The sequence below is a fragment of the Streptomyces sp. NPDC002574 genome (assembly GCF_042889545.1).
GTDB lineage: Bacteria > Actinomycetota > Actinomycetes > Streptomycetales > Streptomycetaceae > Actinacidiphila.
The window spans coordinates 377,697-403,337 of record NZ_JBIARB010000004.1 but is presented as its reverse complement, the minus strand read 5'-3'; the positions used below and the strand labels follow the sequence as shown (position 1 = coordinate 403,337).

The window sequence follows — 25,641 nt, the reverse complement described above, 5'->3', positions numbered from 1 at the left end:
GGTCACACCGTGAGCAGGGCCGGCGGCGGGCTCATCGGCGCGGACGAACCGCCGCGCGGTTCCGGGTCGGGCAGTCCGGCCGGCCGCATGGCGCCGTCCTCGCTCTGCCAGAGCTGGTGGACCCGCCCGTCCGCGAGCTCCGGCAGCGCGTCGTCGAGGAGCGCCGCACGGCCCTGCCGGGCGGAGACCACCAGGGCCGCGCCGCCGCCCGCGCCGAGCCCGGCATGGCGGAACCCGCCCGCGGGTCGGCCGGCGCCTGCGCCCCATGCCCGGCCCCGGCGGCACGTACCCGCCCGCCGTCGACGGCTTGACGGGTGTGCAGGGACGCCGGGGGGGTCACCGACGCCGCCAGGGCCAGGCGTGCCGTGGCCCCGTGGAACTCCCGCACCTCGGCGGTGCCGGTCCGGCACCGCGCCAAGTGCCCGCCGACGTCCCGTACTTCCCGCTCCGACAGGACGTCCAGGACGCATGCGCCGGTCAGGGTGTGCGCGTCGGTGGACCTCGTGCCGTTGCCCCCAGGCAGTCACGAAGCCGGACGAGACCGTCCCTGAGCCGTGTCTTGACCGTACCCAAGGGCGCGTTCAGCAGGCCGGCGGTCTCCTGGTGGGCGTTTCCGCGGTAGTGGGCCCTCGTCACCGACTCGCGCTGCAGGGCGGTGAGCCGGCTCAGGCAGCGGCGCACCTGTTCGCGTTCCAGGCGCCGCACGACCTGGTCGCTGACGACGTCGAACGCCGTCCCGTGGTCGCGGACGGCCGCCTTGTGCTCCCGGTCGGCGGCGCGCCGGACGGAGCGGATGCGGTCCACCGCCCGCCGGTGCCAACGCGCAGGTCGTGGACCGCGCTTGAGGCCGGCGCGACAGGGCGGATGCTCACTGCCCGGCGGCCGGCGCCTGGATGTAGTCCTCCAACCGGGCCACGGTGAAACCCTGTTCACGGATGTGGCGGAGCAGGTTGGCGAACATGTGCGTCATCGTGACGCCCTTGAGTTCCGCGGGGCCGCGGAAATGCGCGAGGATGATGTCCCCGGGGCGCAGCCGCTTGTCCGCGGTCTGATACTGCATTTGCTTGATCTGCATGGATTCGCGCCACAGCACTATCGCCCGCGGACCGCACTGCCGCACCGCCGCGTTGAGGGAGTCCGCATACGCTCCGGCGCCGTACGGCGGGCGGAACAGGAGGGGAGCCGCGCCGTACCGCTGAGCGAGGACCTTCTGGTTTCCGCATATCTCGGCGCGCTGCCCGGCGGCCGACAAGCCTGTCATCTCCGGGTGGTGCAGGGTGTGGTTCTGGATATGGTTTCCCAGTCCCTGGAGCTGTGCGAAATATCCGTAGTCACTCTTGATCGCGTCGTTCGTCAGGAACATGGTGACGGGAACCTTGAGGTCCCTCAGCATCCGTACGAACGCGGGACTCTTCTCCTGGCCGTCGTCGATCGTTATGAAGACGATCTTCTCCTTGGTCGGCACGTCGGAGATCACCGGGACCGGACCGTGCGAGGTGAGCCGGACCGGCTTGACGGCCGGCGGCTCCGGGGCAGGCGCCAGCGGTTTCAGCCCCCACTTCGCCCAGGGGTCCACCGCCGGTGCCGACGGACTCGGGGAGAGGGGCGGCAGGGACGCGCTCAACGGTGAACCGGCCACGTCGGGCCCGGAGGAAGGCGCTCGCACCCCCTGCCCGGCCGCCGCTCCGCCGTCCCTCGCGCATCCGGTCACGGCGGTGGTGAGGACGAGGGCGCCCAGTGCCGCGCCCAGCAGCGAATTCCGTCGTCGCCGCACCCGCCCGCGCAATGGCCGGAGATATTCATGAGTCATGCACGAACCGTATACGCACGCCATTTCACCGAAGCGGCGGGGTGGGCGGCACATTCCCCGGGCCCCGGAAAGCCGCGAAACGGTCGCACTATGCGGCCCATTGGGCGCACTGAAAAGTTTATCGCGCGCCGGCCGGCCCGATGAGAATTCCGCGCGGCACCACGGGAACAGGAACGGTTCCCGACAGGTTCCCCACATTCACCGGCCGCATGTGACGGGAAACACTCTTCGGGAGCGGGCGGGAGGGTCTTCAGCCGGCGAAGTGGCCGCGGGCCAGGGCCTCGACCTCGGAGAGGTCCCCGCTGACGAGGGCCTCCAGGAGCGCGGCGTGTTCACCCGCGTCGGCGACGAGTTCGGCACGGATGCCGCGAGGCGCGCTGCCGGCGCGTGCGTGGTCCTCCGCGACGGGCCACTGGGCGCGGCGGTGCAGTTCCTCCGCGACGGCGACGAGCTGCCGGTTGCCGGAGACCTCCAGGAGCGCCCGGTGGAAGGCCCGGTCGGCCTCGGCGTAGGCGACCCGGTCGCCGAGCGCGGCGGCGGCGACGGTGGCCTCGGCCAGCGGCCGCAGCTGCTCCCAGCGGGAGGGCGGCACGGTGCGGGCCAGCCGCAGCACGACGGGCACCTCCAGGAGCGCGCGCACCTCGGCGAGTTCGGCGCGGTCCCGGCGGCTGCGCTCGGCGACCCGGAAGCCCTTGTTGGGCAGGGCCTCGACGGCGCCCTCGCGGGCCAGCAACTGCATGGCCTCGCGGACGGGCGTGGCCGAGACGCCGAACTGCTCGGCGAGCGCCGGGGCGGAGTACACCGCGCCCGGCCGCAGCTCGCCCGTCACCAGGGCACCGCGCAGCGCCCGCAGGACCTGGTCGCGCACGGAGTGCCGCTCGGGCATCCGGCGCGGCCGGGGCAGCGCGTCGGCGCGACCCGCTGCGGCGTCCCGGCGGGGCTCGGTCTCCTGGCGCGGCTCGGCATGCGGATGGGCACCCCTGACGAGCTCGTCGTGGCCGGGCGGCAGCCCGGGGACCGCTGCGGCGGCCGCCTCGGGGCGCCGCGCGGCTCGGGGGGCGTACTCCACGGGGGCTCCTTCGGACGGGTCGGTGTGCGCCTGGCGCACTCCTACGGTCGGTGCGCGCCGCCCTCTATTGCAACACTCTCCACGACCTGCTTCGAGAACTTACCTCCCGCCGTGCCCCCGGAAGCGAAGCAAGGCCAGGCTCACCTCATTTGAATCTTTTGTCCGGGCCGCCCCGCACGGCACCCCGGACGCCGCCCGCCGAGCGGCCCGATCCCAGTCCAGGGCAGCGCCGGGGCAGCGGCCGGACAGCGGCTCCACTAGGTCAACTGCGCTAAGAACGCTCCTCAGTTCGAGTATTCTGTCGGTCTCTCCCCACGCCACCACTCCGTTGGCGTTCTCTTGTCCCGAAACCGCTTCACGCGCCCGAGGCCTTCGCCAGGATGTCGCGCGAACGCCGTCTCGCGGCCCGAGCGCGACGGTACTGCGACGCAAGGAATCGCACGTATGAGATTTACGGACATAACGCTTGACTGGACGCTCTCGGGCGCCGTGTGCGTGGCGGTCCTCGCCGCCGCGGCGGTGTTCCTGCGCAACCGCAAGGCCCGCAAGGAGGAGACCGCCCAGGGCGACTCCTGGGAGCGTTCGGAAGAGCGGCGCCGCAAGAAGGAGGCCATGTACGGCACGGCCTCCTACGTCCTGCTCTTCGGTTGTGCCTCGGTCGCGGCGGCCCTGTCCTTCCACGGCCTGGTCGGCTTCGGCCAGCAGAACCTGGGCCTGTCCGGGGGCTGGGAGTACCTGGTGCCCTTCGGCCTGGACGGCGCCGCGATGTTCTGCTCCGTCCTCGCGGTCCGCGAGGCCAGCCACGGCGACGCGGCCCTCGGCTCGCGCATCCTGGTCTGGCTGTTCGCCGGCGCCGCGGCCTGGTTCAACTGGGTGCACGCCCCGCGGGGCGGCGACCACGCGGGCGCCCCGGAGTTCTTCGCCGGCATGTCGCTCTCCGCGGCCGTGCTCTTCGACCGGGCCCTGAAGCAGACCCGCCGCGCGGCACTGCGCGAGCAGGGCCTCATCCCGCGCCCGCTGCCGCAGATCCGCATGGTCCGCTGGCTGCGCGCCCCGCGCGAGACCTACGGCGCCTGGTCCCTCATGCTGCTCGAGAACGTCCGCACGCTGGACGAGGCGGTCGAGGAGGTCCGTGACGAGCGGGTCCGCAAGGACCAGGAGGCGCTGCGCCGCCGCGAGCACGAGCGGCTGGAGCGCGCGCGCATCAAGGCCATCAACCGGCAGCACCGCATCTGGAACCGAGGCGGCAGCAAGTACGAGCTGCCCGGCGCCAACCCCGCCGGCACCCAGACCTCCGCGGAGCCTGCCATAGAGCCGGAGAAGGCCGAACTGCCCTCGCGCTCCCGTCCCGCACTGTCTCCCGTCCGTGAAGAGGCCCAGCGCACCACCATCGACCTCACCGCCGAGGACGACACCATGGCGCTGCCCAAGCTCGACTCCCTGGAGCGCAAGCTGGCGGACCTGGAGCGCCAGTACGGCTGATCCCACCCGCACCTCCTCGCGTCACGCCGCTGCCCCGGCCCGGGACCTCCCGGCCGGGGCAGCGGCGTTCCCGGAGCACGCGAGTTGACGTTTCGTCAGGAGGCCGGTGCCGCGTCGAGTTCGAACCACACGACCTTCCCGGAACCGTCCCCCTCGGCGTGGACGCCCCAGGCGTCGGCGAGGGACTGCACGAGTTGCAGGCCGCGTCCGGAGGTGCCGTGCGTCGAGGGCGAGCGCAGCCGGGGGTGGCGGGAGGCGAAGTCGCGGACCTCCACGCGCAGTCGGTGCGCGGGGGCCGGTGCGAAGGTCGCGGTGAGGACGGCGCCCCGGTCGGTGTGCCGCAGGGCGTTGGTGACGAGTTCGGTGGTGAGCAGGACGGCGGTGTCGGCGAGGGCGGGGACGCCCCAGTCCCGTAAGGACTCGCGCAGCAGCCTGCGGACGTCCGCCACCGCCGGCAGGTCGGCGTGCTGGAGCGGACGGTGCAGGTGGTGCGTTTCGGTGGTGTCCCCGACCTCCCGGTCGCTCGCCTGCGCAGGCTGACGTTCCATCGGCTCCGCTCCGGCAGCTCGCGCCCTTCCGGGGTCGAACATCTACGCGCAATGCATGCCCCGGTGCGGCCACTTCCAGTCATGAGCCGCGGACGCTGCGCTCTTGTATCCATTGCATGCAATGGATACAGTGCACGGGTGCAGCAGACGGACGCCGCCCATCGGCGGCTGCGGGAACTGATCCTGGACGGGGTGTACGCCCCCGGCCAGCGCCTGACCGAGCTGGAGACGGCCGCGGCGCTGGCCATGAGCCGTACGCCGGTGCGCGAGGCATTCCGCGCGCTGGTGGCGGACGGGCTGGTGCGGTCGGCCGGGCGTGGGGTGAGCGTGGTCGAACTGGGACCGGAGGCGCTGCGCCACGCCTACCAGGTGCGCGGCGCCCTGGAGGCGCTCACCGCCGAACTGGCCGCCGGACGGCAGCGGCGCGGGGAGGTGGCGCCCGCCGAACTGACCGCGCTGGAGCGCGTCGCGGCGCAGGCGGAGGAGGCCACGGCAGCGGGACGCCTGGAGGAGGCGGTCCGGCACAACCGGCGCTTCCACACCGGCATCGCCGCCCTGTCGGCGAACCCGGTGGCGGCCGGCGCGCTGGACCGGTTGTGGGACCAGATCCAGGTCTCCACCCGCCTGTCCCTCGCCGCACCGGAGCGACCCGAGCAGGTCGCCGCCCAGCACCGCCGGCTGCTCGCCGCCATCGTCGCGGGCCGCGAGGCGGAGGCCCACGCGACCGCCCGCGAGCATGTGGCGGACACCTGCGCCGCCTCCGCGCGGGGCGGAGCGCCGGAGGACGACCACAGCGACGACCCACAGGAGAGGACGCGGTAGCCGTGCCGGACATCAGCAAGCAGCACACCTACGCCACCGAGGTGGTCTGGAGCGGCAACCGCGGCTCGGGGACGAGCGCGTACCGCGCCTACGGCCGTGAGCACGAGGTCTCCGCACCCGGCCTGCCGGTGCCGGTGATCCCCGGCAGCTCCGACCCCGCCTTCCGCGGCAACCCGGCCCGCTGGAACCCCGAACAGCTCCAGCTGGCCGCCCTCTCGCAGTGCCACATGCTCTCCTACCTGCATGTGTGCACCGTCGCGGGAGTGGTCGTCACCGCCTACACCGACCACGCCGAGGCCACCTTGCGGGAAACCGGCGACGGCGGCGGCCACTTCACCGAGGCCGTGCTCCGGCCCCGGGTGGAGGTGGCCTCGGCCGCCATGGTGGACGCCGCCGTCGCGCTGCACGAGGACGCCCACCGGCTCTGCTTCATCGCCGGTTCCGTCAACTTCCCGGTCCGGCACGAGGCGGAGGTGATCGTCGCCGGCTGAGCCGGTCGGTCGCCACTGCCGGCGCGGTCAGCGCAGCCCGCGCAGCACATTGCCCTCCGTGGTGAGGTAGTTGGACGCGTAGTCGAAGCGGCGGGCCTTGGCGAAAAGGACGTAGTAGTACTTGGCGTTCTCGCTGAACCAGTACGCCGGGGTGAGGTCCGTCTGCTTCATCGGACGCGTCGTCACATCGGCGATGGCCGTGTACCCGTTGCGGACCTTGCAGTACTTCTTCTGCCGCTGGAACATGTCCGCCGCCCGGGCGCGGTAGCGCTCCTTCTTCGTGATGAGCCAGAGGAAGAGGCAGGAGTCGACGTACTCGGGACGCAGGGGATAGGAGGCGTCGACGGCGCGCAGCGTGGTGTAGTCGATCATCTCCGGGGGCAGGCGGTGGGCGGCGAGCACGGCGGCCCAGCTGTCGTGGTACGCCTCCCCGTCGGCGATCCGGCCGCTCTGGGCGAGCAGTCCGGCGTAGAAGGCGGTGAGCTCCGACTGGTAGCGGCCGGTGGTGCGCCCGGTGGTCATGTCGGCCTGGCGGAACCAGAGCCGGCCGTCGCGCCGCTCGGCCAGGTGGCGGAAGACGCCGGCGGTGAGCGTCGTGTACCAGGTCCGCAGGTCCTGGTCGCGGTACAGCTGCCAGCCGTCCCACAGGTATTCGAAGAAGGAGTCGACGGGCGGGTCGAGGGTGGCGGTGGTGCCGGTCCACGCGCCGGTCTCGATGTTCAGGGCCGTGCCGACCAGGTCGATCCGCGAGCGGCGGTCGTAGACGGCCCGCAACGCCTTCTTGGCCGCGTCGTAGTAGCGCCGGTCGCCGGTGAGCCGGGACAGCTCGCCGAACTCGGTGATGCAGGTGCCGATCTCGGCGAGGTTGTTCTCCTTGCCGCTCACGGCGCCGGTGGAGAGGTTGACGTAGCGGTAGGGGGCCCCGGTGGGCGACCGGGTGAAGGCGGGCAGCAGGCGGTCGGCGAGGTCCCGCGCGCGGTCGAGCAGGACCGGGTCCTTGGTGGCCAGATGACCGGAGAGCAGGCCGCCCACCAGCCGGATGATCGTCTCGAAGACCTGGACAGGGGCGTCCTGGTCGAGCACGAGGTCGTTCTTGACCCAGTCGGCGCCCGCGGCCAGCTCGTCGTCCAGTTCCATCAGGTAGAGCGTGTCCAGCGCCTCGATGATCGTCAGGCCGAGGGTGCTGCCGGGGATGAAGAAATCGGAGCCGGTGCCGCTGATCGGACGCAATTCGTCCCGTCCCCAGGCCAGGCGCCGGTAGGCGTCCCAGGCGCTGCGGAACGCGGTGACGGCCTCCTGGGCGAGCCCCGCGTAGGGGTCGGGGGCGGCGGCAGCGGCCGTACCGGAAAGGGGCAGCGACGAGGCCATCGTGACAGGGGCGAGAGCGGCGGCGGCTCCGAGCAGCCTGCGCCGAGAGAGTCCGCCGGGACGCGCGAGTTTTCTCATGCACCGAAAACCCCGTCCGTCTTCCGGGCGTTACGGGACACCACCGCATTGACGGGGAATCCATCCGGTGAGCCGACCCCGAGGAGTTGAGATGCACGACGACCGACTGCTGGTCGAGGGACGTCTGACCAGGGCGATGGGCCAGTTCATCAGGCCCGCGATCTACGCCGACCGGGTGCCGCTCGCCCTCACGGCGTGGCATGTGGACGGCGAGCCGGTGCCCGTCGGTGAGGCGCTCAAGGCGCTCTCGGACGGCGCCTTCGAGCCCTTCTCCCCGGGTACGCCCTGGGGGCCGCCCTGGTCGACCAGCTGGTTCCGGCTGGAGGGCGAAGTCCCCGCCGCGTGGGCGGGCCGCCGGGTGGAGGCGGTGATCGACCCCGGTTTCGGCAACGACGGACCGGGCTTCGTGGCCGAGGGACTGGTGTACGACGCCGAGGGCGCGCCCGTGAAGGGCGTCCATCCGCTCAACCGCCATGTCCCGGTCTCCGCTCCCGCCAGGGGCGGCGAGCAGGTGCGGCTGCTGCTGGAGGCCGCCGCGAACCCGGCAGTGCTGCGCGACTGGCGGCCGACCCCCCTCGGCGACGTGCGCACGGCCGGCCGCGAGCCGCTGTACCGCTTCGACACCGCGGAGCTCGCCGTCCTGGACGAGGACGTCTGGCACCTGGTGCTGGACATCGAGGTCCTCGAAGGGCTCATGCACGAACTGGACTTCCACGACCCCCGCCGGCACGAGATCCTGCGCTCCCTGGAGGACGCGCTCGACGCCCTCGACCTGCACGACGTCCCGGGCACCGCGGCCGCCGCCCGCAGGGAGCTGGCCGAGGCGCTGTCCCGGCCCGCGCACGCCAGCGCGCACCGGGTCTCCGCGACCGGCCACGCCCACATCGACTCGGCCTGGCTGTGGCCGCTGCGCGAGACCGTGCGCAAGGCGTCGCGCACCTTCGCCAACGTCACCGCGCTCGCCCGCGACTATCCCGAGCTGGTCTTCTCCTGCTCGCAGGCCCAGCAGTACGCGTGGGTCAAGGAGCACCAGCCGGTGGTGTGGCAGCGCATCCAGCAGGCGGTGCGGGCGGGCAACTGGGCGCCGGTCGGCTCCATGTGGGTGGAGTCCGACGCCAACATGCCCGGTGGTGAGGCGCTGGCCCGGCAACTCGTCCACGGCAAGCGCTTCTTCCTGGACGAACTGGGCGTGGAGACCGAGGAGATCTGGCTGCCCGACTCCTTCGGCTACACCGCCGCCTTCCCCCAGCTGGCCCGGCTGGCGGGGGTGCGGTGGTTCCTCACCCAGAAGCTGTCCTGGAACCAGTCGAACAAGATGCCGCACCACACCTTCTGGTGGGAGGGCATCGACGGCACCCGCGTGTTCACCCACTTCCCGCCCGTCGACACCTACAACTCGCAGCTCGACGGCCGCGAACTCGCCCACGCGGTGCGCAATTTCGCCGAGAAGGGCCGGGCCACCCGGTCCCTGGTGCCGTTCGGCTGGGGCGACGGCGGGGGCGGCCCCACCCGCGAGATGCTGGAGCGGGCACGCCGGCTGCGCTCCCTGGAAGGCTCGCCGCGGGTCGAGATCGAGAAGCCCGCCGCCTTCTTCGCCGCCGCCGAGGCCGAGTACGGGGACCGGGCGCCGGTCTGGTCCGGCGAGATGTACCTGGAGCTGCACCGCGCCACGTACACCACGCAGGCCAAGACCAAGCAGGGCAACCGGCGCAGCGAGCACCTGCTGCGGGAGGCCGAGCTGTGGTGCACGACGGCGGCCCTGCGCGACCCGGAGGGGTACGCGTATCCGTACGAGGACCTGGACCGGCTGTGGAAGACGGTGCTGCTCCACCAGTTCCACGACATCCTGCCCGGCAGCTCCATCGCCTGGGTGCACCGCGAGGCCCGCGACACCTACGCCGAGGTGCGCGAGGAACTGGAGTGGATCATCGCGGGGGCGGTGACCGCCCTCACCGGCGACCGCGCGGAGGACGACCGTACGCCGGGTGTCCTCAACGCCTCGCCCTACGCCCGCCGCGAGGTCGTGGAGCTCGCGGCGGAGGCGGTGGGGGCGCTGCCGCCGGGCACGCTCACGCAGCCGCTGCCGGACGGCGGCGCGGCCGTGGCGGTCGAGGCACCCGCGCTCGGGGGCGCCGCCGTGGAGGGCCCCTCGATCGGTGAACCGGTCACCGCGGCGCGGGAGGACGGCCTGATCGTCCTGGACAACGGGCTGCTCCGCGTGCACGTCGACGGCGACGGACTGCTGTCGTCGGTGCACGACCTGACCTCGGGCCGCGAGGTGCTGGCCCCGGGCGCCCGCGGCAACCTGCTGCAGCTGCACCCCGACCACCCCAACAAGTGGGACGCCTGGGACATCGACCGCCACTACCGCCGCAAGGTCACCGACCTGACGGACGCCGAGTCCGTCGAGCTCGTCGAGCGGGGCCCGCTGCGCGCCGTGGTCCGCGTCGTACGGGCCTTCGGCGCCAGCCGGATCACCCAGGAGCTGTGCCTGACCGCCGGCAGCCGGCGGCTGGACGTCGTCACGGACGCCGACTGGCACGAGTCGGAGAAGGTGCTCAAGGCGGCCTTCCCGCTGGACGTGCTCGCCGACCGTTCCACCGCCGAGATCCAGTTCGGCCATGTGCACCGCCCCACCCATGCCAACACCGGCTGGGACGCGGCCCGTTTCGAGATCTGCGCCCACCGCTGGCTGCACGTCGGCGAGCCCGGCTACGGGGTCGCGCTGCTCAACGACTCCACGTACGGCCACGACGCGTCCCGCTCCGGCACGGACACGACGGTACGGCTGACGCTGCTGCGCGCCCCGCACAGCCCCGACCCCGAGACCGACCAGGGCGCCCACCGCTTCACCTACGCCCTGCTCCCCGGGGCGGCCGTCGGCGACGCGGTCGCCGAGGGGCTCGCCCTCAACCTGCCGCTGCGTCCCGCCGCGCGGGCGGAGCCGGTCCGGCCGCCGCTGCGCGTCGGCCACCCCGGGATCACGGTGGAGTCGGTCAAGCTCGCCGACGACCGCTCGGGGGACGTGGTGGTGCGCCTGTACGAGTCCCGGGGCGGCCGGGCCTCGGGCACGCTCGTGCCCGGTTTCGCGCTCGCCGGGGCGCGCGTCACGGATCTGCTGGAGCGACCGGAGCGGGACGCCCCGCGCGACGGGGACGGCGTCGCGGTGGAGCTGCGCCCCTTCCAGATCCTGACGCTGCGCCTGACGCCAGCGGCACCTCAGGCGTCCCAGACGGCCACCACGGTGCGGTCGTCGGCGTAGCCCTTGACGCGGGTCCGGGCGTCGCCGAGGAAGGCCGGGAGCCCCGGCGGCTCGGCGGCGCCCCAGCGCTCCGCGAGGTGCGCGGCGAGCGCCGGCTCGCCGCGCAGCGGGTCGGCGAGGCCGCCGCTGCACAGCAGCAGTGTGTCGCCGGGGCGGGCGATCGAGGCGCGGAAGCGGAAGTCCACGGCCGGGCCGTCCTCGGGCTCGGAGGGCTCCCCCGATCCCAGCGGTTCCAGGTCCTGCCACTCACCGCCGCGGATCCGGAACAGCCCGCCGTCGCCGACGCCGAAGAACAGCCGGATCCGGCAGTCCGGGTCGACGGGCAGCAGCAGACAGCGCAGGCTCGCGTCGTACTCGGCGGGGTCCAGGCCGAGTTCCTCGCCCTTGGCGCGCAGCCGTCCGCAGCAGCGGTCGGTCAGGCGCTGCAGTCCCGACTTCAGGGAGCCGCGTCGCGAGTCGCGGATGTCCTCCGCGAGGCGGGCGTGGCTGCGGCCCACGGCGGAGGCGATCCCGTGGCAGGCGTCGCGGGCGGCGCGGTGGGCGACGGCGGAGACGCGCGGGCCGGTGGCGACGGCGAACAGCAGCAGCGCGTCGTCCCCCGCCCCGAAGCGGGCGGTCAGCAGGGCGTCGCGGCGCGGCTCGCCCCGGTAGCGGGCGGAGTCGCCGCGCGTCACGGCCGTACGCACCGTCAGTACGCCGTACTGGGCGCCGTCCAGAACGGTGTCGGGGACCAGGTCGTCGAGCGCTCCGGGGTCCGCGAGCGGCCATGCGGTCGGCTCGGGCGCGTAGGTGGGCGGGCCGTCGCCGAGGAACGCGGTGTCGGGGACCGTCACGGCGGAGGTCGCGGAGATCGCGGAGGTCGAGGAGGTCGAGGAGGTCACGGTCCCGTCGTTCCCGGGTGGGCCGGACGGGCCGGGTATGCGGGCGCCGGGTGCGGTACGGGCCTCCGGGACGCGGGCATCGGGGGCCGCCGGGGCGGTGTGCCCGGCATCCCCGGTCGCGGGCTCGGCGGGCGCCCACCCCGGGGGCAGACCCGGGGCCTCGGGCACACTCGGCGCGGGCGGGCCCTGGTACTGCCAGGGGCGCGGAACGGTACCCGCGGGCGGCGGCGCCTGGCGGCGCAGCCTCAGGGTGTCCGGCGGCCCGGGATCCGGCTCCGTCCGATCCCCGTCCGCACGGTCCGCTCCCGCGCCCGGCGGTCCCGGGTCGAGGTGCGGCTCGTCGCCCAGCGCGCCGACAGCCGACGTGTAGCGGTCGTCGAGCGTGTCGTCCCGCTCGCCGGCTCCACCGGCCCCGGGATCCGTCCTGCCGTACAACTCCCGCCACCACTCGTCTTCTTGGCGGCGGCCCGTCTCCCCCTGCTGGCTCATGCCCCTATTGTCCACCGGGACGCCCACGGCGAAACAGACTTCGGGCACGCCGGCGGTCCGACGGGCGGCCGGCCCCCTCCTCGGGCCGCACGTCGGACGATCCAGTGGGGACACCTTGCCAGGACAGGGGTTCGAGCAGGGATGATGTCCGGAGGCGGGATTACGCCATGGCTCATTCCCGCCATTCCCGCGTGTTGCCCGCGGCCGTTCCGGGGGAACCCCCCGCGAAGCTCCCGGAGGTCCGGGGAAAGGAGTGCCCGTGCTCGGTGCCATAGGGCTGGATGATGCCCAGGAGGCGGCCTACCGCGCCCTCGTGGGCCTGGGGGCCGCCGAGGTCGTCGACCTCTCGCACCGGCTCGGGCGGCCCGACGAGGAGACCGTCGGCATCCTGAGGCGGCTGGAACGGCATGGGCTCGTCGCGCAGTCCTCCGCCGGCTCCGGCCGCTGGGTGGCCGCGCCGCCCAACGTCGCGCTCGGCGCCCTGCTGACCCAGCAGCGGCACGGCCTGGAACAGGCCGAGATGGCGGCCGCCCTGCTCGCGCAGGAGTACCGCGCCGAGGCGGCCGAGCCCTCCGTGCACGACCTGGTGGAGGTCGTCACCGGCGCGAGCGCCGTGACGCACCGCTTCGCGCAGCTCCAACTCGGCGCGGAGAAGGAGGTCTGCGCCCTGGTCACGGGCAGCCCGATGGTCGTCAGCGGCATGGAGAACACCGCCGAGGAACGCGCCGTCGAACGCGGCGTCCGCTTCCGCGTGGTCATCGAGCGGGAGGTGATCAGCGGCCCCAACGGCATCGTCGAGATCACCGCCGCCCTCAGCCGCGACGAGGAGGTCCGCGTCGTCGACCGGGTCCCGACCAAGCTCGTCGTCGCGGACCGCTCCCTGGCGATGGTGCCGCTGGGCCGCAACTCGGCCGGACCGGCCGCGCTCGTCGTGCACGGCAGCGGACTGCTCGACTCGCTGATGAGCCTCTTCGAGAGCGTGTGGCGCGAGGCGCTGCCGATCCGCCTCGACCCCGACGGCGCGCCGGAGGAGGAGTCCCCCGACGGCCCGGACGCGGTGGACCTGCGGATCCTCTCGCTCCTGCTCGCCGGGCTCACCGACGCGAGCGCCGCCAAGCAGCTCGACCTCGGCCTGCGCACGGTCCAGCGCCGCGTCAAGCGCCTGATGGAACTCGCCGACGTCACGACGCGCCTCCAACTCGGCTGGCACGCCTACGAACGCGGCTGGGTCGCCCGAACCCCCGACTGACGCGCTCCCGCTGCGCGGCCGTGGCCGCTGCCCACGCGGATCCCGTCTCGCACTGCCCCGACCGCCACGGGCGGCACGAAGCCGCCCAGCGCCCCCGTTCACCGCCGCGCCGACGGCGGTCCCAACCGGCCCCACCCGAGGGCGACTCCGCCGCGCCCATCGCGACACGCCGCCTCGTCAGCGGCGTACTCAACGCCGACGGCACGCCGCCATCCCGGCCCCAACTGCCCTGACCGCCACGGCCGCACACAGGGGATCGGCGCCGGCCGGTCCCGACGAAGGCGACTCCGCGCCGGACGCCAGGCCACGCGGCCGCGCCTGATTCCCGCCCGGTGGCCGTGTCGCCGCGCGCGTCTGCGCAGCGCTGCGAGCGCCGGTGGCCAAGCGCCGCCGTCGCGGTGACCCGGACACGCGCCCCCGCCCGCCACCGCCCCCGGCCGGCAGCGCATCCGCCCGCGCCGCGGGCCATCGGTAGCCTCCCTGGGCCGGGCGCCAATCGGACCAGGGGCACCCGGATCCGGCGCATCCGGCCGCCCGACCCGAGGGGCCGGAGCCGAGGGCGCCGGCGCGGAGCGTTGCCGTCTCCCGGCGGAATCGTCCGGGATCGGTAACAGAGGGATCCCGGAGCGCCCGTACTCCGTCCTCCCCTGTGCACGGCGATACGGAGCACTCAGGGAGCGGGGCGGACATGGTGTGGAGCGGTATACGGGGGACGAACGGGCGCCTGCTGGGGGCGGCCGTCGGTGTGGCGGCCGTGACGGCGGCGGTGTCGGCGTGGACCGCACAGGCGGGGCCCTCCGGTGACCGGGCGGCGGTCGCCGCGCCCCACGGGTCCGCGAAGCCCTCCGCGACGGCCAGGCCCACGCCCCGCCCCATACCGGGGCAGACCTCCGTACCGGACGCGCAACTCCCGGCCCCGCTGGTCAACATGGACATCGCGCACGCCTCGGACAAGGGCCCGCGGGGCGTGAACATCACCATCGACGACGGCCCCGACCCCGCCTGGACCCCTCAGGTCCTCCAGGTGCTCGAGGACTACGGCGTGAAGGCGACCTTCTGCATGGTCGGCACGCAGGCCCAGGCGCATCCCGACCTGGTGAAGGCCGTGGTCGCCGCCGGGCACCGGCTGTGCGACCACTCCGTATCCCACGACACGACGATGAACACCAAGTCCCGGGCCTACCAGGCCAAGGAGATCCTGGACGCCGAGCGCATGATCACCGAGGCGTCGGGGGGCGTCAAGCCGCTCTACTACCGCGCCCCGGGCGGCGCCTTCACCCCGTACAGCCGTCAGCTCGCCGCGTCGCACGGCATGCGCCCGCTGGGCTGGAACGTGGACTCCGAGGACTTCAAGCAGCCGGGCACGGCCGCCGTGGTGGGCACCGTCAAGAACGAGATCGCCAACGGCCCGACCGTGCTCTTCCACGACGCGGGCGGCGACCGCGGCCAGACCGTGGAGGCGCTGCGCCAGATCCTGCCGTGGCTGAAGCAGCAGGGGTACTCCTTCGGCTTCCCCGTGCGCTGACGGTTCGTCAGCACGACGTTCACCCGCGCAGGTCGGGGCTACGCTGGTGCCGTCCCGAGAGGAGCTCCCGTTGCCCGACCAGATCTCCACGCCGCGCCCCACGCTGGAAGCCGTCGCCGAGCGGGCCGGTGTCTCCCGGGCCACGGTCTCGCGGGTGGTGAACGGCGGGAACGGGGTGCGCGAGGTCCTGGTCGAGAAGGTCCGCCGGGCCGTCGAGGAACTGGGCTACGTGCCCAACCAGGCGGCCCGTTCCCTGGTCACCCGGCGGACGGGGGCGGTCGCCGTGATCGTGGCCGAGCCGGAGGCCCGGGTCTTCGCGGACCCCTTCTTCGCCGAGCAGTTGCTCGGCATCAGCCGGGAACTCGCCGTCCACGACTCGCAGCTCGTCCTGCTGCTGGTGGAGGGGACGGCCGACTACGACCGGGTCGGCCGCTATCTCTCGGGCGGTCACGTCGACGGCGCCCTGGTCTTCTCCCTGCACGCCGAGGACCCGCTGCCGGGGATCATCCGGCGGATCGGCCTGCCCACGGTCTTCGGCGGCCGTCCCGGCTGGCCGGGGGCGGACGGCGACCGCGGGATCCTCTACGTCGACTCCGACAACCGCGGCGGCGCGCGGGAGGCCGTCCGCCATCTGGTCTCCCTGGGGCGCGAGCGCATCGCGACCATCACCGGACCGCTCGACCAGACCGCGTCCGTCGACCGGCTCGACGGCTACCGTGACGTCCTGCCGGCCGCCGACCCGCGACTGGTCGCGGTGGGTGACTTCTCCGCGGGCGGCGGCGCGCGGGCCATGTCCGAACTCCTGGATTACGCACCCGACCTGGACGCCGTCTTCGTCGCCTCCGACCTCATGGCCACCGGCGCGCTGCGCGTGCTGCGCGACCACGGCCGCCGGGTGCCGGAGGACGTGGCGGTCGTCGGCTTCGACGACATGGCCTCGGTTGCCGAACCCGCCGACCCCCCGCTGACGACGGTCCGTCAGGAGATCGAGGAGATGGGCCGGCTGATGGTGCGTTTGCTGCTGCGCGGTCTGGTCCAGCGCTCGGAGGAGGGCAGCGGCGGCCGTCCGCTGTCCTCCGTCGTCACGCCGACCCGGCTGGTGCGGCGGGCCACCGCCTGACCCGCCGCACCGGCCGGGCCGGGGTCAGAGCTCCCCGTGCTCCTTCATGACACGGCGGGCCTGGGCGAAGAGCATGCCGACGTTGACCGAGCGACGGCAGACGACAACCGCGACGACGTCCTCGTTGACGGTGTTGCGCAGGAACAGGTGGGTGAGGTTCTCGCTGTTGACGAGTACCTCCTGGAAGTAGTGCTGGTCGCTGGTGACTCCGCGGCGCTCCTTGAAGACGTCCTCGATCATCACCACCGTGCGGCCCTGGAACAGGTCGAGGGTCGCGGCGGCCAGCAGGTCCAGTACCTCCGGGGGATGGCTGTCGACGGTGTCGACGGACAACAGCATGCCGGTCGCCATGTCGACCACGCCGGCGGCGAGGCACTCGGGGACCTCCTGCCGCAGGTTCTTCACCAGCATCATGATCTGGTCGGCCATGTTCGCACTCGGGCGCTTTCCGGTGGTGCTCACAGCACTCCTTCTTCGGGGGTCATCCGAGGACTCCTTCGGGGTCGGGCACGGGCTCGACCGCCGACTCGGGGTCCGGTTCGGGCTGGAGGAGGATGGACGCGATCCGCTCGATCGCGGTGCGGGCCTCCACGTGGAGCTGGGGGACGTTCATCCCCTCGTCGCCCACGACGATCAACAGGGCGGTGTCGTCGACCGCGTAGACGGCGGTGTAGCCGCCGCTGCTGCAGGTCACGGTCCTGCGCAGGGAGCCGCGCAGGGCCGCGGACGCGATCCGCTGGGAGAGACCGAGGCTGGCGGCGGCCAGCGCGGCCAGACCGTTGGGATCGATGGCGTCCTCGGTGTCCGCGGCGATCAGCAGGCCGTCGACCGCCGCCACGACGGTGTCGGTGATACCGACCACCTGGTCCCGCAGAGCACGCATCTCGGCGACCAGGGCGTCATGATTCATGCACGTGCACCTCCTTGAATTCATTGCGGAATGGATGATGTGCCGTCAGTGCCGCGTGAATTGACGTCAGGGGGAATCCGGCCGGCCCCGTCCCCGCGGCCGGAGAAATCCCTTCCAGCCCGAAGGCGGGCGGGAGGCCTCCAGCGCTTCGTGGATGCCGCTGGCCCCCGGGAGGCGACGCGGCAGTCCCTCCTCGGTGACGGCCGTCGGTCCCGGCACGGGACCGCGCGCGGCCGGGGGCCCCGGCGGATACGGCGGCAGGGGCGGAGGCGGGTCGAGGCCGAGGTCGAAGTCCGGGTCGGAGTCGGAATCGGGGTCGAGGCCGAGGTCGGGACCGGCGAGGGAAACCGGTTCGGGTACCGGGTCCGGGTCCGGGTCCGGGTCGGGCACGGCGGACCTGGGGGCGGGCACCGAGGGGGCAACGGGCGCGGAAACGGTCTCCACCAGGCCCTCGGCGAGCATCCGGGAGATCTCGACGGTGACGGTGTAGACCCCGCGGCCCAGGTGGAAGGCGATGTCCCGGGGACTGCGGCGGCCGTTGGCGCACTCCAGGATGTCCCGCCGGGTGGCGGGCAGCGTCTCCTCGTCCCCGGGACCGACGAGGGCGACCACCCGGTCGCGGTCCGGGGAGACCGGGCGGGGCAGGGAGGCCAGCGCGGCGATCCGCCGGCCCGCCTCGACCAGCAGTTCCTCGGGTTCGACGCCGCGTCCGACGGCCGGCGCGAGGGCGGGCACCGGATCGTCGGGCCGCGCCGGGTCCAGGACGCAGTTCTCCAGACGTCCGGCCAGGACGGCGAAGACGGCGTCCTGCGCCGCCATCATGTGGATCACCTGGAACTCGGCGTTGCCGAGCCGTCCGGCACCGGCGAAGGCGACCCCGGGCCAGGCTCCGGTGGCCGCCGCGTCGTGCGCGGCGCCCCACTCGGCCTCGTCGATGCGCCCGGATCGCAGCAGCAGCGTGCCCACCCCCGGGGAGCCGGGGCTCTCCACGGCGACGACCGCGCCGTCGAGCAGATGGAAGGCGCCGCCGGGACTGCCCTGCACTCTCAGCACGCCGCTGGCCCTCTCGTCCCGGCACCTGGCGAGCGCACGGCCGAGCAGATCGTGGGCGGCATTCCGGGTGGGCACGGAACCGGTCGGTGCCGAGGTCATCGCTCCCCTTGCTGCGCGCATGCGGGCATTCCGACAGGGCGCCGAAATGCCGTACGCGTGCACGATCAATCACGCCTGGGGGTAATTCCTATCAGCGCCCGGCGGGACCCCTCGGGCATTCCCGGGAGATGGCCACGGAAGAGTATTTGAGTATTTTCGCTGCCCCTATCGTGCCCATCTGCGACCGTTCCTGTGGCATGTGCGCGGAGCGGCCCACCTCCGGTCCCGAAGGTCAAGAGGCCCATGAGTTCTGTGAGTTGACACGCATCGCGTGTGGGAGGGTCCGGTCACGGGAAGGTCACGGGCAGACAGCGAAGGCAAAGACGCGGCAAACGCGTCCCGAACGGGCTGGAGGAGCCATGGTCTACTCGATCGTCCTCGGCGTCGTGATCGTCGCGCTCGGCCTCGGCAGCATCGTCTACACCTTCTGGCACGAGGGCAGTCCGCTGACCCTGCGCCGCCGGCAGCGGCACAACGGCGCCGGATGACCACCGGCCCGGCCCCCAGGGGGAGCCGGGCCGGCACGTCGGCACACCGCGGTCAGTACACCTTGCGGTGCCCGCCGCCACGCTTGCGTTCGTACATCTCCCGCCCCGCCGCGGAGCGTTGCTTCCACTCGCGGCGCATCTCCGCGCGCATCCGCGCGTCGGTGCGGGAGGCGATCCACGCGTTCTCGCGCAGCAACTTGCGGTAGCTGTCGAGCCGTCGGTGCGCCAGGGAGCCGTCCTCCAGCGCGGCGAGGACCGCGCAGCCGGGTTCCGCGGTGTGCGAGCAGTCCTGGAAACGGCACCGCCCTGCCAGGTCCTCGATGTCGGAGAAGGCCTGGGTGAGCCCGGCGTCGGCGTCCCACAACCCGACCCCGCGCAGTCCCGGGGTGTCGATGACCACCCCGCCGCCGGGCAGCGGCAGCAGGTCGCGGGTGGTCGTGGTGTGCCGCCCCTTGCCGTCGCTGTCACGGATGGCCTGCACCTCCTGGACCTCACGGCCCAGCAGCGCGTTGGTCAGCGTGGACTTGCCCGCGCCCGACTGCCCGAGCAGCACGGACGTGGCGCCGGCCAGCGCCTCGGCCATCTCCGCCACGCCGTCGCCGGTCGCGGCGCTCACGACGCGCACGTCCACGCCCGGCGCGGCGGACCTCGCGTCGTCCAGCAGATAGGTCGAGTCGGGGACGAGGTCGGCCTTGGTGAGGACGACCATCGGCTGGGCACCGCTGGTCCACGCCAGCGACACGAAGCGCTCCAGCCGGCCGAGGTCCAGTTCCGCGGCGATCGACACCGCGATGACCGCGAAGTCGACATTGGCGGCCAGCACCTGGCCCTCGGACCGCTTGGAGGAGGTGGAGCGGACGAAGGTGGTGCGGCGCGGCAGCAGGGCGCGTACTGCCGGTCCGGTGACCGGCGTGAGGTCGACGGCGGCCCAGTCGCCGGTGCACGCGACCCGCATCGGGTCGCGGGTGAAGACGTCCTCGGTGTCGGCCCGTACGGTCGTGGTGCCGCCGGAGCCGTCGGCGCCGGCGGGCACGACGACGTCGCACAGTCCGCGGTCGACGCGGACCACGCGCCCGGGGACGAGGCCCCGCTCCGCGTGGGCCGCGAAGGCGGAGTCGAGCAGGGAGTCCCAGCCGTAGGCGGCGAGCGCGGTGGACGGCTGCGGGACGGTTCCGTTCTTCAACGGGGAGAGCCCTTCGGGAGGGCGGTCGCGCGCGGCTGCGCCGTCAGGGCGTACGGGACGTCGGGACGGACGCGGTCAGCCGAGGACCGCCGAGGTGGGGTTGATGGTCTTCTGGATGCGGGCAGCGCCCGGCGCAGTGACAGTCATCGCTCCAACACCTCCTCGATCGCTCGCGGTCCGACGGCGAAACCTTAGCCCGGCGCCCCGAGGGGCGCGCAACCCGTTTTCCGCGGCTCCCGCTCCTCAGGCCGTCTCGGCGTACCGCTCCCCCGCGTACGCCCGGACCACCGGGACGACCGCCTCCGCGCCGCCGGGCAGGCGGTCCAGACGGACCAGGGCGTAGGCCTTGTGGCCGTCGACCAGGTAACTGGGGTTGGAGTCCGGCCTGGTGCCCGGCAGCGGCCACACCACGAGCCAGGGCCGCTTGTCGGTCGTCGCCTGCGACCTGCCGACGGTGACGGCCGCGATCTCCGACCAGGCGAAGTGCTGTTCGTCCTGGGTGACCTCGCGCATGCCGATCCCGGTGGACCCGATCCGCAGCCGCAGCGGCTTGCGCCAGCGGCGGTAGGAGCGGCCGGTGAGGTACCAGCAGCCGATGGCGCCCAGCGGCCCGAACGCGGTGAAGGGCTCGGGGCCCACGACGCGGCCGTGGACCAGTTCCCAGAACGAGTAGCTGAACACGACGGCCGCGGCCGCCCAGACCAGCGTCCAGGTACCGGCCTGCCGCCCGTCGATGAAGACCTGCTCCCCTCCCGGCACGCTCAGTTCGGGCCCCGACACGCTCACCGGGATCGGCGGGCGCACCGCGCGGGGCGCCGTCTCGAAGCGGGCACCGGCGTGCGCGGCGAGGACGTTCGTCAGATCGCTGACGCCCTGGTCCAGGTCCTCGCAGTCCACGAGGGTGTAACGGGTCCGGCCGTCCCAGGTGCGGTCCGCCTTCCGCGGGAGCGTCACGCCCGGCGCGGTCCACAGCGTCAGCCGCGGCTTGGGCGGCGTCGTCTGCTCGCTGTCCTCACCGGTGTTCGGGACGTGCCACAGGGCGACCGCCTCGATCTGCTCCCAGGCGAGCTCGGCGTCGTGCAGCGTGATCCCGAAGCCGTCGATCCGCAGCCGGAACGGCTGCTCCGCCTTGCGCAGGTCCCTCCAGCCGCCGTAGAAGGCCAACCCCGAGAGCAAGAACACCGTCAACGGCGCCGTCACATTGCCGCCCAGCGTGGCGACCAGCCACACCAGGGCGCCCGCCGCCACGGCGCCCCCTCCCATGAGCCACCGCCGGCCGCGCCGTCTCAGCGTCCGCTCCACCGTGAATTCCATTGCTCCGTACCCCCCTTGTCATCCCCGCCCGGCACCCATGATGCGTCCCCGTCCGCCCGGCTCCCAGCCCCACCGACCCGCTGGTTGCCCAACCGTGACGCCCACGGGACAACGCCGCCGCGCTGCCGCTCCCCGGCCCCCGGCCGTTCACCCTCGCGCCCCTGTCCGATGGGTTTCGGCCCACGACACCGGCGTCCGATTCGTTCAAGACGGCGGGTGGGAGGGCTGCGTACGGTGGCGGCATGACCGTGCGTATCGGAGTGATCGAGATCGTGGTGGCCGACATGGGGGCGTCGCTGGCGTTCTACCGGCGCCTGGGGCTGGAGATCGCGGAGGGGGTGGAAGGGGAGCCGCATGTGGAGGCGGAGTTGCCCGGGGGGCTGCGGATCGCCTGGGACACCCAGGAGACGGTCCGGTCGTTCGACCCGGGGTGGACGGCGCCGGAGCGGGGCGGGCACGGCATGGCGCTGGCGTTCGCGTGCGACGGACCGGCGGAGGTGGACGCGGTGTTCGCGGAGCTGACGGGGGCCGGGTACGAGGGGCACCTGAAGCCGTTCGACGCCGTGTGGGGGATGCGGTACGCGACCGTGCGCGACCCTGACGGCAACGCGGTGGACCTGTACGCGCCGCTGTCCTAGCTTCCGGGACTACCGCGCCAGGAGCCGGCCCAGCGGAACGCCCGTGAGGGCGCGGACGTCCCGGGCGAGGTGGGCCTGGTCGGCGTAGCCGGCGCGGCCGGCGAGCTCGGCGAACGGAAGGCCGTGGCGGGCCAGGCGCAGGGCGCGCTGGAGGCGCAGGATGCGGGCGAGGGTCTTGGGGCCGTAGCCGAAGGCGTCCAGGCAGCGGCGGTGCAGTTGCCGCTCGCTGACGCCGAGGGCCGCGGCGACGTCGAGCACCCGGGCGCCGGCGGCAAGACCCGCGGCCGTCTCGGGCGCGTACGGGACCGGGTCCCGCGACGGGCGGCCCAGGACCACAGCCTCCAGCGCCGCGCCGGGGTCGGCCGCCGCCGCCACGCGCTCGGTCAGGCGACGCGCTTCCGCGCCGGGCCAGAGCGCGTCCAGCGGCACGCGGCGGTCCCGCAGTTCGTGCGCGGGGGCGCCGAGCACGGCCGGGCCGACACCGGGCGCGAAGCGCAGCCCGGCGTAGCGGGTGCCGGGCGGGCTCGCGGAGAGGTGGGCGCGGGTGTCGGGCCCGGCGGCGAAGAGCCCGGTGTCCTCTCCCCAGATGAGGTCGATGCAGCCGTCGGGCAGCACCCGGGCCGCCTCGGCGTCCGCTGTCCTGGTCCACAGCACGGCGCCGGGGACGGCGGAGCCGCGTTCCCGGTACATGCCCTCCAGGATGGCACCGCCCGGTGACAGCGGGGGCTCACTCCCCGGGCGGCGGCCCGCCCTTACCGTGCGGGCGGCGGCCCCGCAGCCGGCCGCGGACGTCGTCGGGCGGCAGGAAGCCCGCCCAGCGCTCGGGGAATTCGGCGGGCGGGTCCTCGGGGCCCACCTCGTCGTCGGGGCCGTCGTCGAAGGCGGCCCGGCGGGCGGCGGCCTCGGCGAGCCGGTCGGCGGCCTGGCGCTGGCGCACGCGGGCGTTCTTCTCCCGTGCCGCGGCGGTCTCGATGGACGGCCAGACCCGGTCGATCGCGGCGTTGACGGCCGCGCCGACCAGCACCGCGAAGGCCGAGACGAAGATCCACAACAGGACGGCGACGGGCGCGGCCAGTGATCCGTAGATGGTCGGGCCCTCCACCGTGTGGGTGAGGTAGATGCGCAGCACGAAGCTGCCGAGGACCCACATCAGCAGGGCGACGGCGGCCCCGGGCATGTCCTCGTACCAGGGCGACCGCACCGGCACGGACACGTGGTAGAGCGTGGTGAGGAAGGTGATCGACAGCAGCAGCACCACCGGCCAGTACAGGATCCGGATGACCCACTCGCTCCACGGCAGGAACGCCACCACCGCGTCCGGGCCGACGACCAGCAGCGGCATCACGACGGCGCCGATGACCAGGGCGACGACGTAGAGCAGCAGGGCCAGCAGCCGGGTCTTGACGATGCCCCGTATGCCCTCCAGGCCGTACATGATCGTGATGGTGTCGACGAAGACGTTCAGGGCCCGCGAGCCCGACCACAGGGCGATGACGAAGCCGATGGAGATCACGTCGGGCCGGCCGCCGCCGAAAACGTCGTCCACCAGCGGGCGCATCAACTGGTCGACGCCCTTGTCCGACAGGACGGTGGCCGCCGCGGTGAGGATGTTGCGGCGGATGTTGTCGATGGTGTCGGTGCCGATGACCTCGTCCACGTACCCGATGGCGCCGACGAGGCCGAGCAGCAGGGGCGGCAGGGACAGCAGCACGAAGAAGGCGGCCTCGGCGGCCAGGCCCGTGACGCGGTACTCCAGGCAGGAGTTGACCGTGTCCTTGAGCAGCAGCCAGCCGACCTTGCGCTTGGAGACGTTCCGGTAGAGGGACCGCGCCTGGAGAAGCCGGCCCTTCCGGGGCCGCTCGGGTGTTTCATCTGCTGCCTGCACGCGCCTACGGTAGCTGTCATGAGTGCCCCCACACACACCGTGACCAACCAGCCCCCGCCGCTGGTCGGGTATGACGTGTACGCCGCCGACGACGCCCTCGTGGAGGGGGTCGCCCGGCACGCCGCGCCCGAGCGCCGGCAGGAGATCGACCAGGAGCTGGGCGAGATCGGCCGGTCGGCCGGCTCGGTCCAGGCACAGGCGTGGGGGCAGGAGGCGAACACGCACTCCCCCGTGCTGCGCACCCACGACCGCTACGGCAACCGCCTCGACGAGGTGGACTTCCATCCGTCCTACCACCGGCTGCTGGGCCGGGCGGTCTCGTCGGGGCTGACCGACGCCTGGTCGCGTCCGGACGGCCACCTGCGGCGCGCGGCGGGCTTCCTCGTGTGGTCGCAGGTCGAGCAGGGGCACGGCTGCCCGGTCTCGATGACGCACGCGGCGGTGCCGGCCCTGCGGGCCGATCCGGCGCTGGCGGCGGAGTGGGAGCCCCGCCTGGGGTCGCGCGTCTACGACCCGCAGCTGGTGGCGCCCGGGCAGAAGCCGGGCGCGCTGTTCGGGATGGGCATGACCGAGAAGCAGGGCGGCTCGGACGTGCGCGCGAACACCACGCGGGCGGAGCCGCTCGCCGAGGAGGGCACCTATCTGCTCACCGGGCACAAGTGGTTCTGCTCGGCGCCGATGTCGGACGGCTTCCTCGTGCTCGCCCAGGCGACCGGGTCCGCCGGCGACGGGGGCCTGACCTGCTTCCTGCTGCCCCGCGTCCTGCCGGACGGCACGCGCAACGTGTTCCGCATCCAGCGGCTGAAGGACAAGCTGGGCAACCGCTCCAACGCCTCGTCGGAGGTCGAGTTCGACGGCACCTGGGCGCGCCGGGTCGGCGAGGAGGGGCGGGGGGTGGCGACCATCATCGAGATGGTGGCGGCCACCCGGCTGGACTGCGCGATCGGTTCGGCGGCGGTCATGCGGCAGGCGGTGGCGCAGGCGGTCCACCACACCGCGCACCGCAGCGCCTTCGGCGGTCCGCTGATCGACAAGCCGCTGATGCGCAACGTCCTGGCGGACCTGGCGCTGGAGTCGGAGGCCGCGACGACGACCGTGCTGCGACTGGCGGCGGCGTACGACGCGGACACCGAGCAGGAGCGGCACTTCCGGCGGCTGGCGGTGGCCGTGTCCAAGTTCTGGATCACCAAGCGCTGCCCCGTGGTGGCGGCCGAGGCGCTGGAGTGCCTGGGCGGCAACGGTTATGTGGAGGAGTCCGGCATGCCGCGGCTGTTCCGCGAGTCGCCGCTGAACTCGGTGTGGGAGGGCTCCGGCAACGTCCAGGCGCTGGACGTGCTGCGGGCCCTGCAGCGGGAGCCGCAGGCGCTGAACGCGTTCCTCGGGGAGATCGGGCTGGCGCGGGGCGCGGACCACCGGCTGGACGGGGCGATCAAGTCGCTGCTGACCGAACTCGCCGACCTGGAGGGCATCGAGGGGCGGGCGCGACGGGTCGTGGAGCGGATGGCGCTGGTGCTGCAGGGCTCCCTGCTGGTGCGCTTCGCGCCGGCGGAGGTCTCGGACGCCTTCTGCGCCTCCCGGCTCGGCGGCGACTGGGGGGCGACCTTCGGGACGCTTCCGCGCGGGCTGGACCTGGAGGCCGTGGTGGAACGGGCCCGCCCGGTGGCGTGAAGCGCAGGCGCGGCGGCGGTCCCCCGTTCCCGGTGGAAGGTCCGGGATGACGGGAGAAACGATCCGCCGCCGCGCCGCGCGGAAGGTGGTGCCGCGCCGACTCGGCACCACCCCCGGTCTCCAACCTCACCGTCGCACGGATGGTGTTCCGTACGAGTAGCGTGATGCGCCGTCACTGTCCGTCGGGCGCGTGCATATTCGCAACCGTT

Annotated in this window: 23 protein-coding genes and 1 pseudogene; 10 read left to right on the top strand and 14 right to left on the bottom strand. The window is 73.4% G+C overall.

The features are described from left to right. Positions 1–2: 2 nt before the first annotated feature. The 4 genes and pseudogenes from ACFYXS_RS11590 to ACFYXS_RS11575 form a co-directional block, all read right to left on the bottom strand. Positions 3–191 carry a hypothetical protein gene (locus tag ACFYXS_RS11590; RefSeq protein WP_389246487.1) on the bottom strand — a complete coding sequence of 63 codons (189 nt, stop codon included), beginning with the start codon at positions 189–191 and terminating at the stop codon, positions 3–5. 286 nt (positions 192–477) lie between these two features. Further along, positions 478–816: pseudogene (locus ACFYXS_RS11585) on the bottom strand (sigma factor-like helix-turn-helix DNA-binding protein); the annotation flags it as partial. 52 nt (positions 817–868) lie between these two features. Next, positions 869–1,576, bottom strand: coding sequence for a polysaccharide deacetylase family protein (locus ACFYXS_RS11580; RefSeq protein ID WP_389246484.1), 708 nt, complete (start codon positions 1,574–1,576; stop codon positions 869–871). 484 nt (positions 1,577–2,060) lie between these two features. Further along, the gene (locus ACFYXS_RS11575; RefSeq protein WP_389246482.1) at positions 2,061–2,879 is read right to left on the bottom strand and encodes a GntR family transcriptional regulator; all 819 of its coding nucleotides are present in this window, start codon (positions 2,877–2,879) and stop codon (positions 2,061–2,063) included. 444 nt (positions 2,880–3,323) lie between these two features. On the opposite strand from ACFYXS_RS11575, the gene ACFYXS_RS11570 reads away from it, so the two are divergent. Continuing rightward, positions 3,324–4,361 (top strand): DUF2637 domain-containing protein, encoded by a 1,038-nt coding sequence (locus ACFYXS_RS11570; protein WP_389246480.1) that lies wholly within the window; start codon positions 3,324–3,326, stop codon positions 4,359–4,361. 95 nt (positions 4,362–4,456) lie between these two features. Here the strand turns inward: ACFYXS_RS11570 and ACFYXS_RS11565 are convergent, their stop codons facing one another. Continuing rightward, positions 4,457–4,909, bottom strand: a complete 453-nt coding sequence (locus tag ACFYXS_RS11565; RefSeq protein ID WP_389246477.1) for an ATP-binding protein — start codon at positions 4,907–4,909, stop codon at positions 4,457–4,459. 138 nt (positions 4,910–5,047) lie between these two features. Between ACFYXS_RS11565 and ACFYXS_RS11560 the strand changes: the two genes are divergently transcribed. Both ACFYXS_RS11560 and ACFYXS_RS11555 read left to right on the top strand, forming a co-directional pair. Then, the gene (locus ACFYXS_RS11560) at positions 5,048–5,731 is read left to right on the top strand and encodes a GntR family transcriptional regulator (RefSeq protein WP_389246475.1); all 684 of its coding nucleotides are present in this window, start codon (positions 5,048–5,050) and stop codon (positions 5,729–5,731) included. 2 nt (positions 5,732–5,733) lie between these two features. Further along, positions 5,734–6,222, top strand: a complete 489-nt coding sequence (locus ACFYXS_RS11555) for an OsmC family protein (RefSeq protein ID WP_389246472.1) — start codon at positions 5,734–5,736, stop codon at positions 6,220–6,222. Positions 6,223–6,249: 27 nt separating this feature from the next. On the opposite strand, the gene ACFYXS_RS11550 is transcribed toward ACFYXS_RS11555, so the two are convergent. Continuing rightward, a complete protein-coding gene (locus ACFYXS_RS11550; RefSeq protein WP_389246470.1) occupies positions 6,250–7,668 on the bottom strand; it encodes a glycoside hydrolase family 47 protein in 1,419 nt (472 codons plus the stop codon). 91 nt (positions 7,669–7,759) lie between these two features. Between ACFYXS_RS11550 and ACFYXS_RS11545 the strand changes: the two genes are divergently transcribed. After that, the gene (locus ACFYXS_RS11545; protein ID WP_389246468.1) at positions 7,760–10,930 is read left to right on the top strand and encodes an alpha-mannosidase; all 3,171 of its coding nucleotides are present in this window, start codon (positions 7,760–7,762) and stop codon (positions 10,928–10,930) included. On the opposite strand, the gene ACFYXS_RS11540 is transcribed toward ACFYXS_RS11545, so the two are convergent. Further along, on the bottom strand, positions 10,888–12,300 hold the full coding sequence (locus ACFYXS_RS11540) for a protein phosphatase 2C domain-containing protein (protein WP_389246466.1): 1,413 nt from the start codon (positions 12,298–12,300) through the stop codon (positions 10,888–10,890). The two genes, ACFYXS_RS11545 and ACFYXS_RS11540, sit on opposite strands and share 43 nt — an antisense overlap. Positions 12,301–12,559: 259 nt before the next feature. On the opposite strand from ACFYXS_RS11540, the gene ACFYXS_RS11535 reads away from it, so the two are divergent. The 3 genes from ACFYXS_RS11535 to ACFYXS_RS11525 all read left to right on the top strand — a co-directional run bounded on the left by ACFYXS_RS11535 (position 12,560) and on the right by ACFYXS_RS11525 (position 16,194). After that, a complete protein-coding gene (locus tag ACFYXS_RS11535; RefSeq protein ID WP_389246464.1) occupies positions 12,560–13,549 on the top strand; it encodes a helix-turn-helix domain-containing protein in 990 nt (329 codons plus the stop codon). Between the two features lie 688 nt (positions 13,550–14,237). After that, positions 14,238–15,074, top strand: coding sequence for a polysaccharide deacetylase family protein (locus tag ACFYXS_RS11530; RefSeq protein WP_389246462.1), 837 nt, complete (start codon positions 14,238–14,240; stop codon positions 15,072–15,074). A gap of 70 nt (positions 15,075–15,144) precedes the next feature. Continuing rightward, positions 15,145–16,194: a LacI family DNA-binding transcriptional regulator gene (locus ACFYXS_RS11525; protein ID WP_389246459.1), complete on the top strand. Its 1,050-nt coding sequence runs from the start codon at positions 15,145–15,147 to the stop codon at positions 16,192–16,194. 24 nt (positions 16,195–16,218) lie between these two features. Here the strand turns inward: ACFYXS_RS11525 and ACFYXS_RS11520 are convergent, their stop codons facing one another. From ACFYXS_RS11520 to ACFYXS_RS11510, 3 genes are all read right to left on the bottom strand, one after another. Then, positions 16,219–16,608 carry a hypothetical protein gene (locus ACFYXS_RS11520; protein ID WP_389246893.1) on the bottom strand — a complete coding sequence of 130 codons (390 nt, stop codon included), beginning with the start codon at positions 16,606–16,608 and terminating at the stop codon, positions 16,219–16,221. A 67-nt stretch (positions 16,609–16,675) separates the two neighbouring features. Beyond that, positions 16,676–17,104 (bottom strand): roadblock/LC7 domain-containing protein, encoded by a 429-nt coding sequence (locus ACFYXS_RS11515; protein WP_389246457.1) that lies wholly within the window; start codon positions 17,102–17,104, stop codon positions 16,676–16,678. A gap of 66 nt (positions 17,105–17,170) precedes the next feature. Then, complete coding sequence (locus tag ACFYXS_RS11510; protein ID WP_389246455.1) at positions 17,171–18,256, bottom strand: MarR family transcriptional regulator; 1,086 nt, start codon at positions 18,254–18,256, stop codon at positions 17,171–17,173. A 359-nt stretch (positions 18,257–18,615) separates the two neighbouring features. Between ACFYXS_RS11510 and ACFYXS_RS11505 the strand changes: the two genes are divergently transcribed. Then, positions 18,616–18,744, top strand: a complete 129-nt coding sequence (locus tag ACFYXS_RS11505; protein WP_319658942.1) for a hypothetical protein — start codon at positions 18,616–18,618, stop codon at positions 18,742–18,744. A gap of 52 nt (positions 18,745–18,796) precedes the next feature. On the opposite strand, the gene rsgA is transcribed toward ACFYXS_RS11505, so the two are convergent. Then, positions 18,797–19,927, bottom strand: a complete 1,131-nt coding sequence (rsgA, locus tag ACFYXS_RS11500) for a ribosome small subunit-dependent GTPase A (RefSeq protein ID WP_389246452.1) — start codon at positions 19,925–19,927, stop codon at positions 18,797–18,799. A gap of 243 nt (positions 19,928–20,170) precedes the next feature. Then, positions 20,171–21,241, bottom strand: coding sequence for a hypothetical protein (locus tag ACFYXS_RS11495; RefSeq protein ID WP_389246449.1), 1,071 nt, complete (start codon positions 21,239–21,241; stop codon positions 20,171–20,173). 242 nt (positions 21,242–21,483) lie between these two features. On the opposite strand from ACFYXS_RS11495, the gene ACFYXS_RS11490 reads away from it, so the two are divergent. Then, positions 21,484–21,879, top strand: a complete 396-nt coding sequence (locus ACFYXS_RS11490) for a VOC family protein (protein ID WP_389246447.1) — start codon at positions 21,484–21,486, stop codon at positions 21,877–21,879. A 9-nt stretch (positions 21,880–21,888) separates the two neighbouring features. Here ACFYXS_RS11490 and ACFYXS_RS11485 read toward each other — a convergent pair whose 3' ends face one another. Further along, a complete protein-coding gene (locus ACFYXS_RS11485) occupies positions 21,889–22,569 on the bottom strand; it encodes a helix-turn-helix domain-containing protein (RefSeq protein ID WP_389246445.1) in 681 nt (226 codons plus the stop codon). Positions 22,570–22,606: 37 nt separating this feature from the next. Then, positions 22,607–23,764 (bottom strand): YihY/virulence factor BrkB family protein, encoded by a 1,158-nt coding sequence (locus ACFYXS_RS11480; protein ID WP_389246442.1) that lies wholly within the window; start codon positions 23,762–23,764, stop codon positions 22,607–22,609. 18 nt (positions 23,765–23,782) lie between these two features. On the opposite strand from ACFYXS_RS11480, the gene ACFYXS_RS11475 reads away from it, so the two are divergent. Continuing rightward, complete coding sequence (locus ACFYXS_RS11475; protein WP_389246440.1) at positions 23,783–25,432, top strand: acyl-CoA dehydrogenase family protein; 1,650 nt, start codon at positions 23,783–23,785, stop codon at positions 25,430–25,432. Positions 25,433–25,641: the final 209 nt, after the last annotated feature.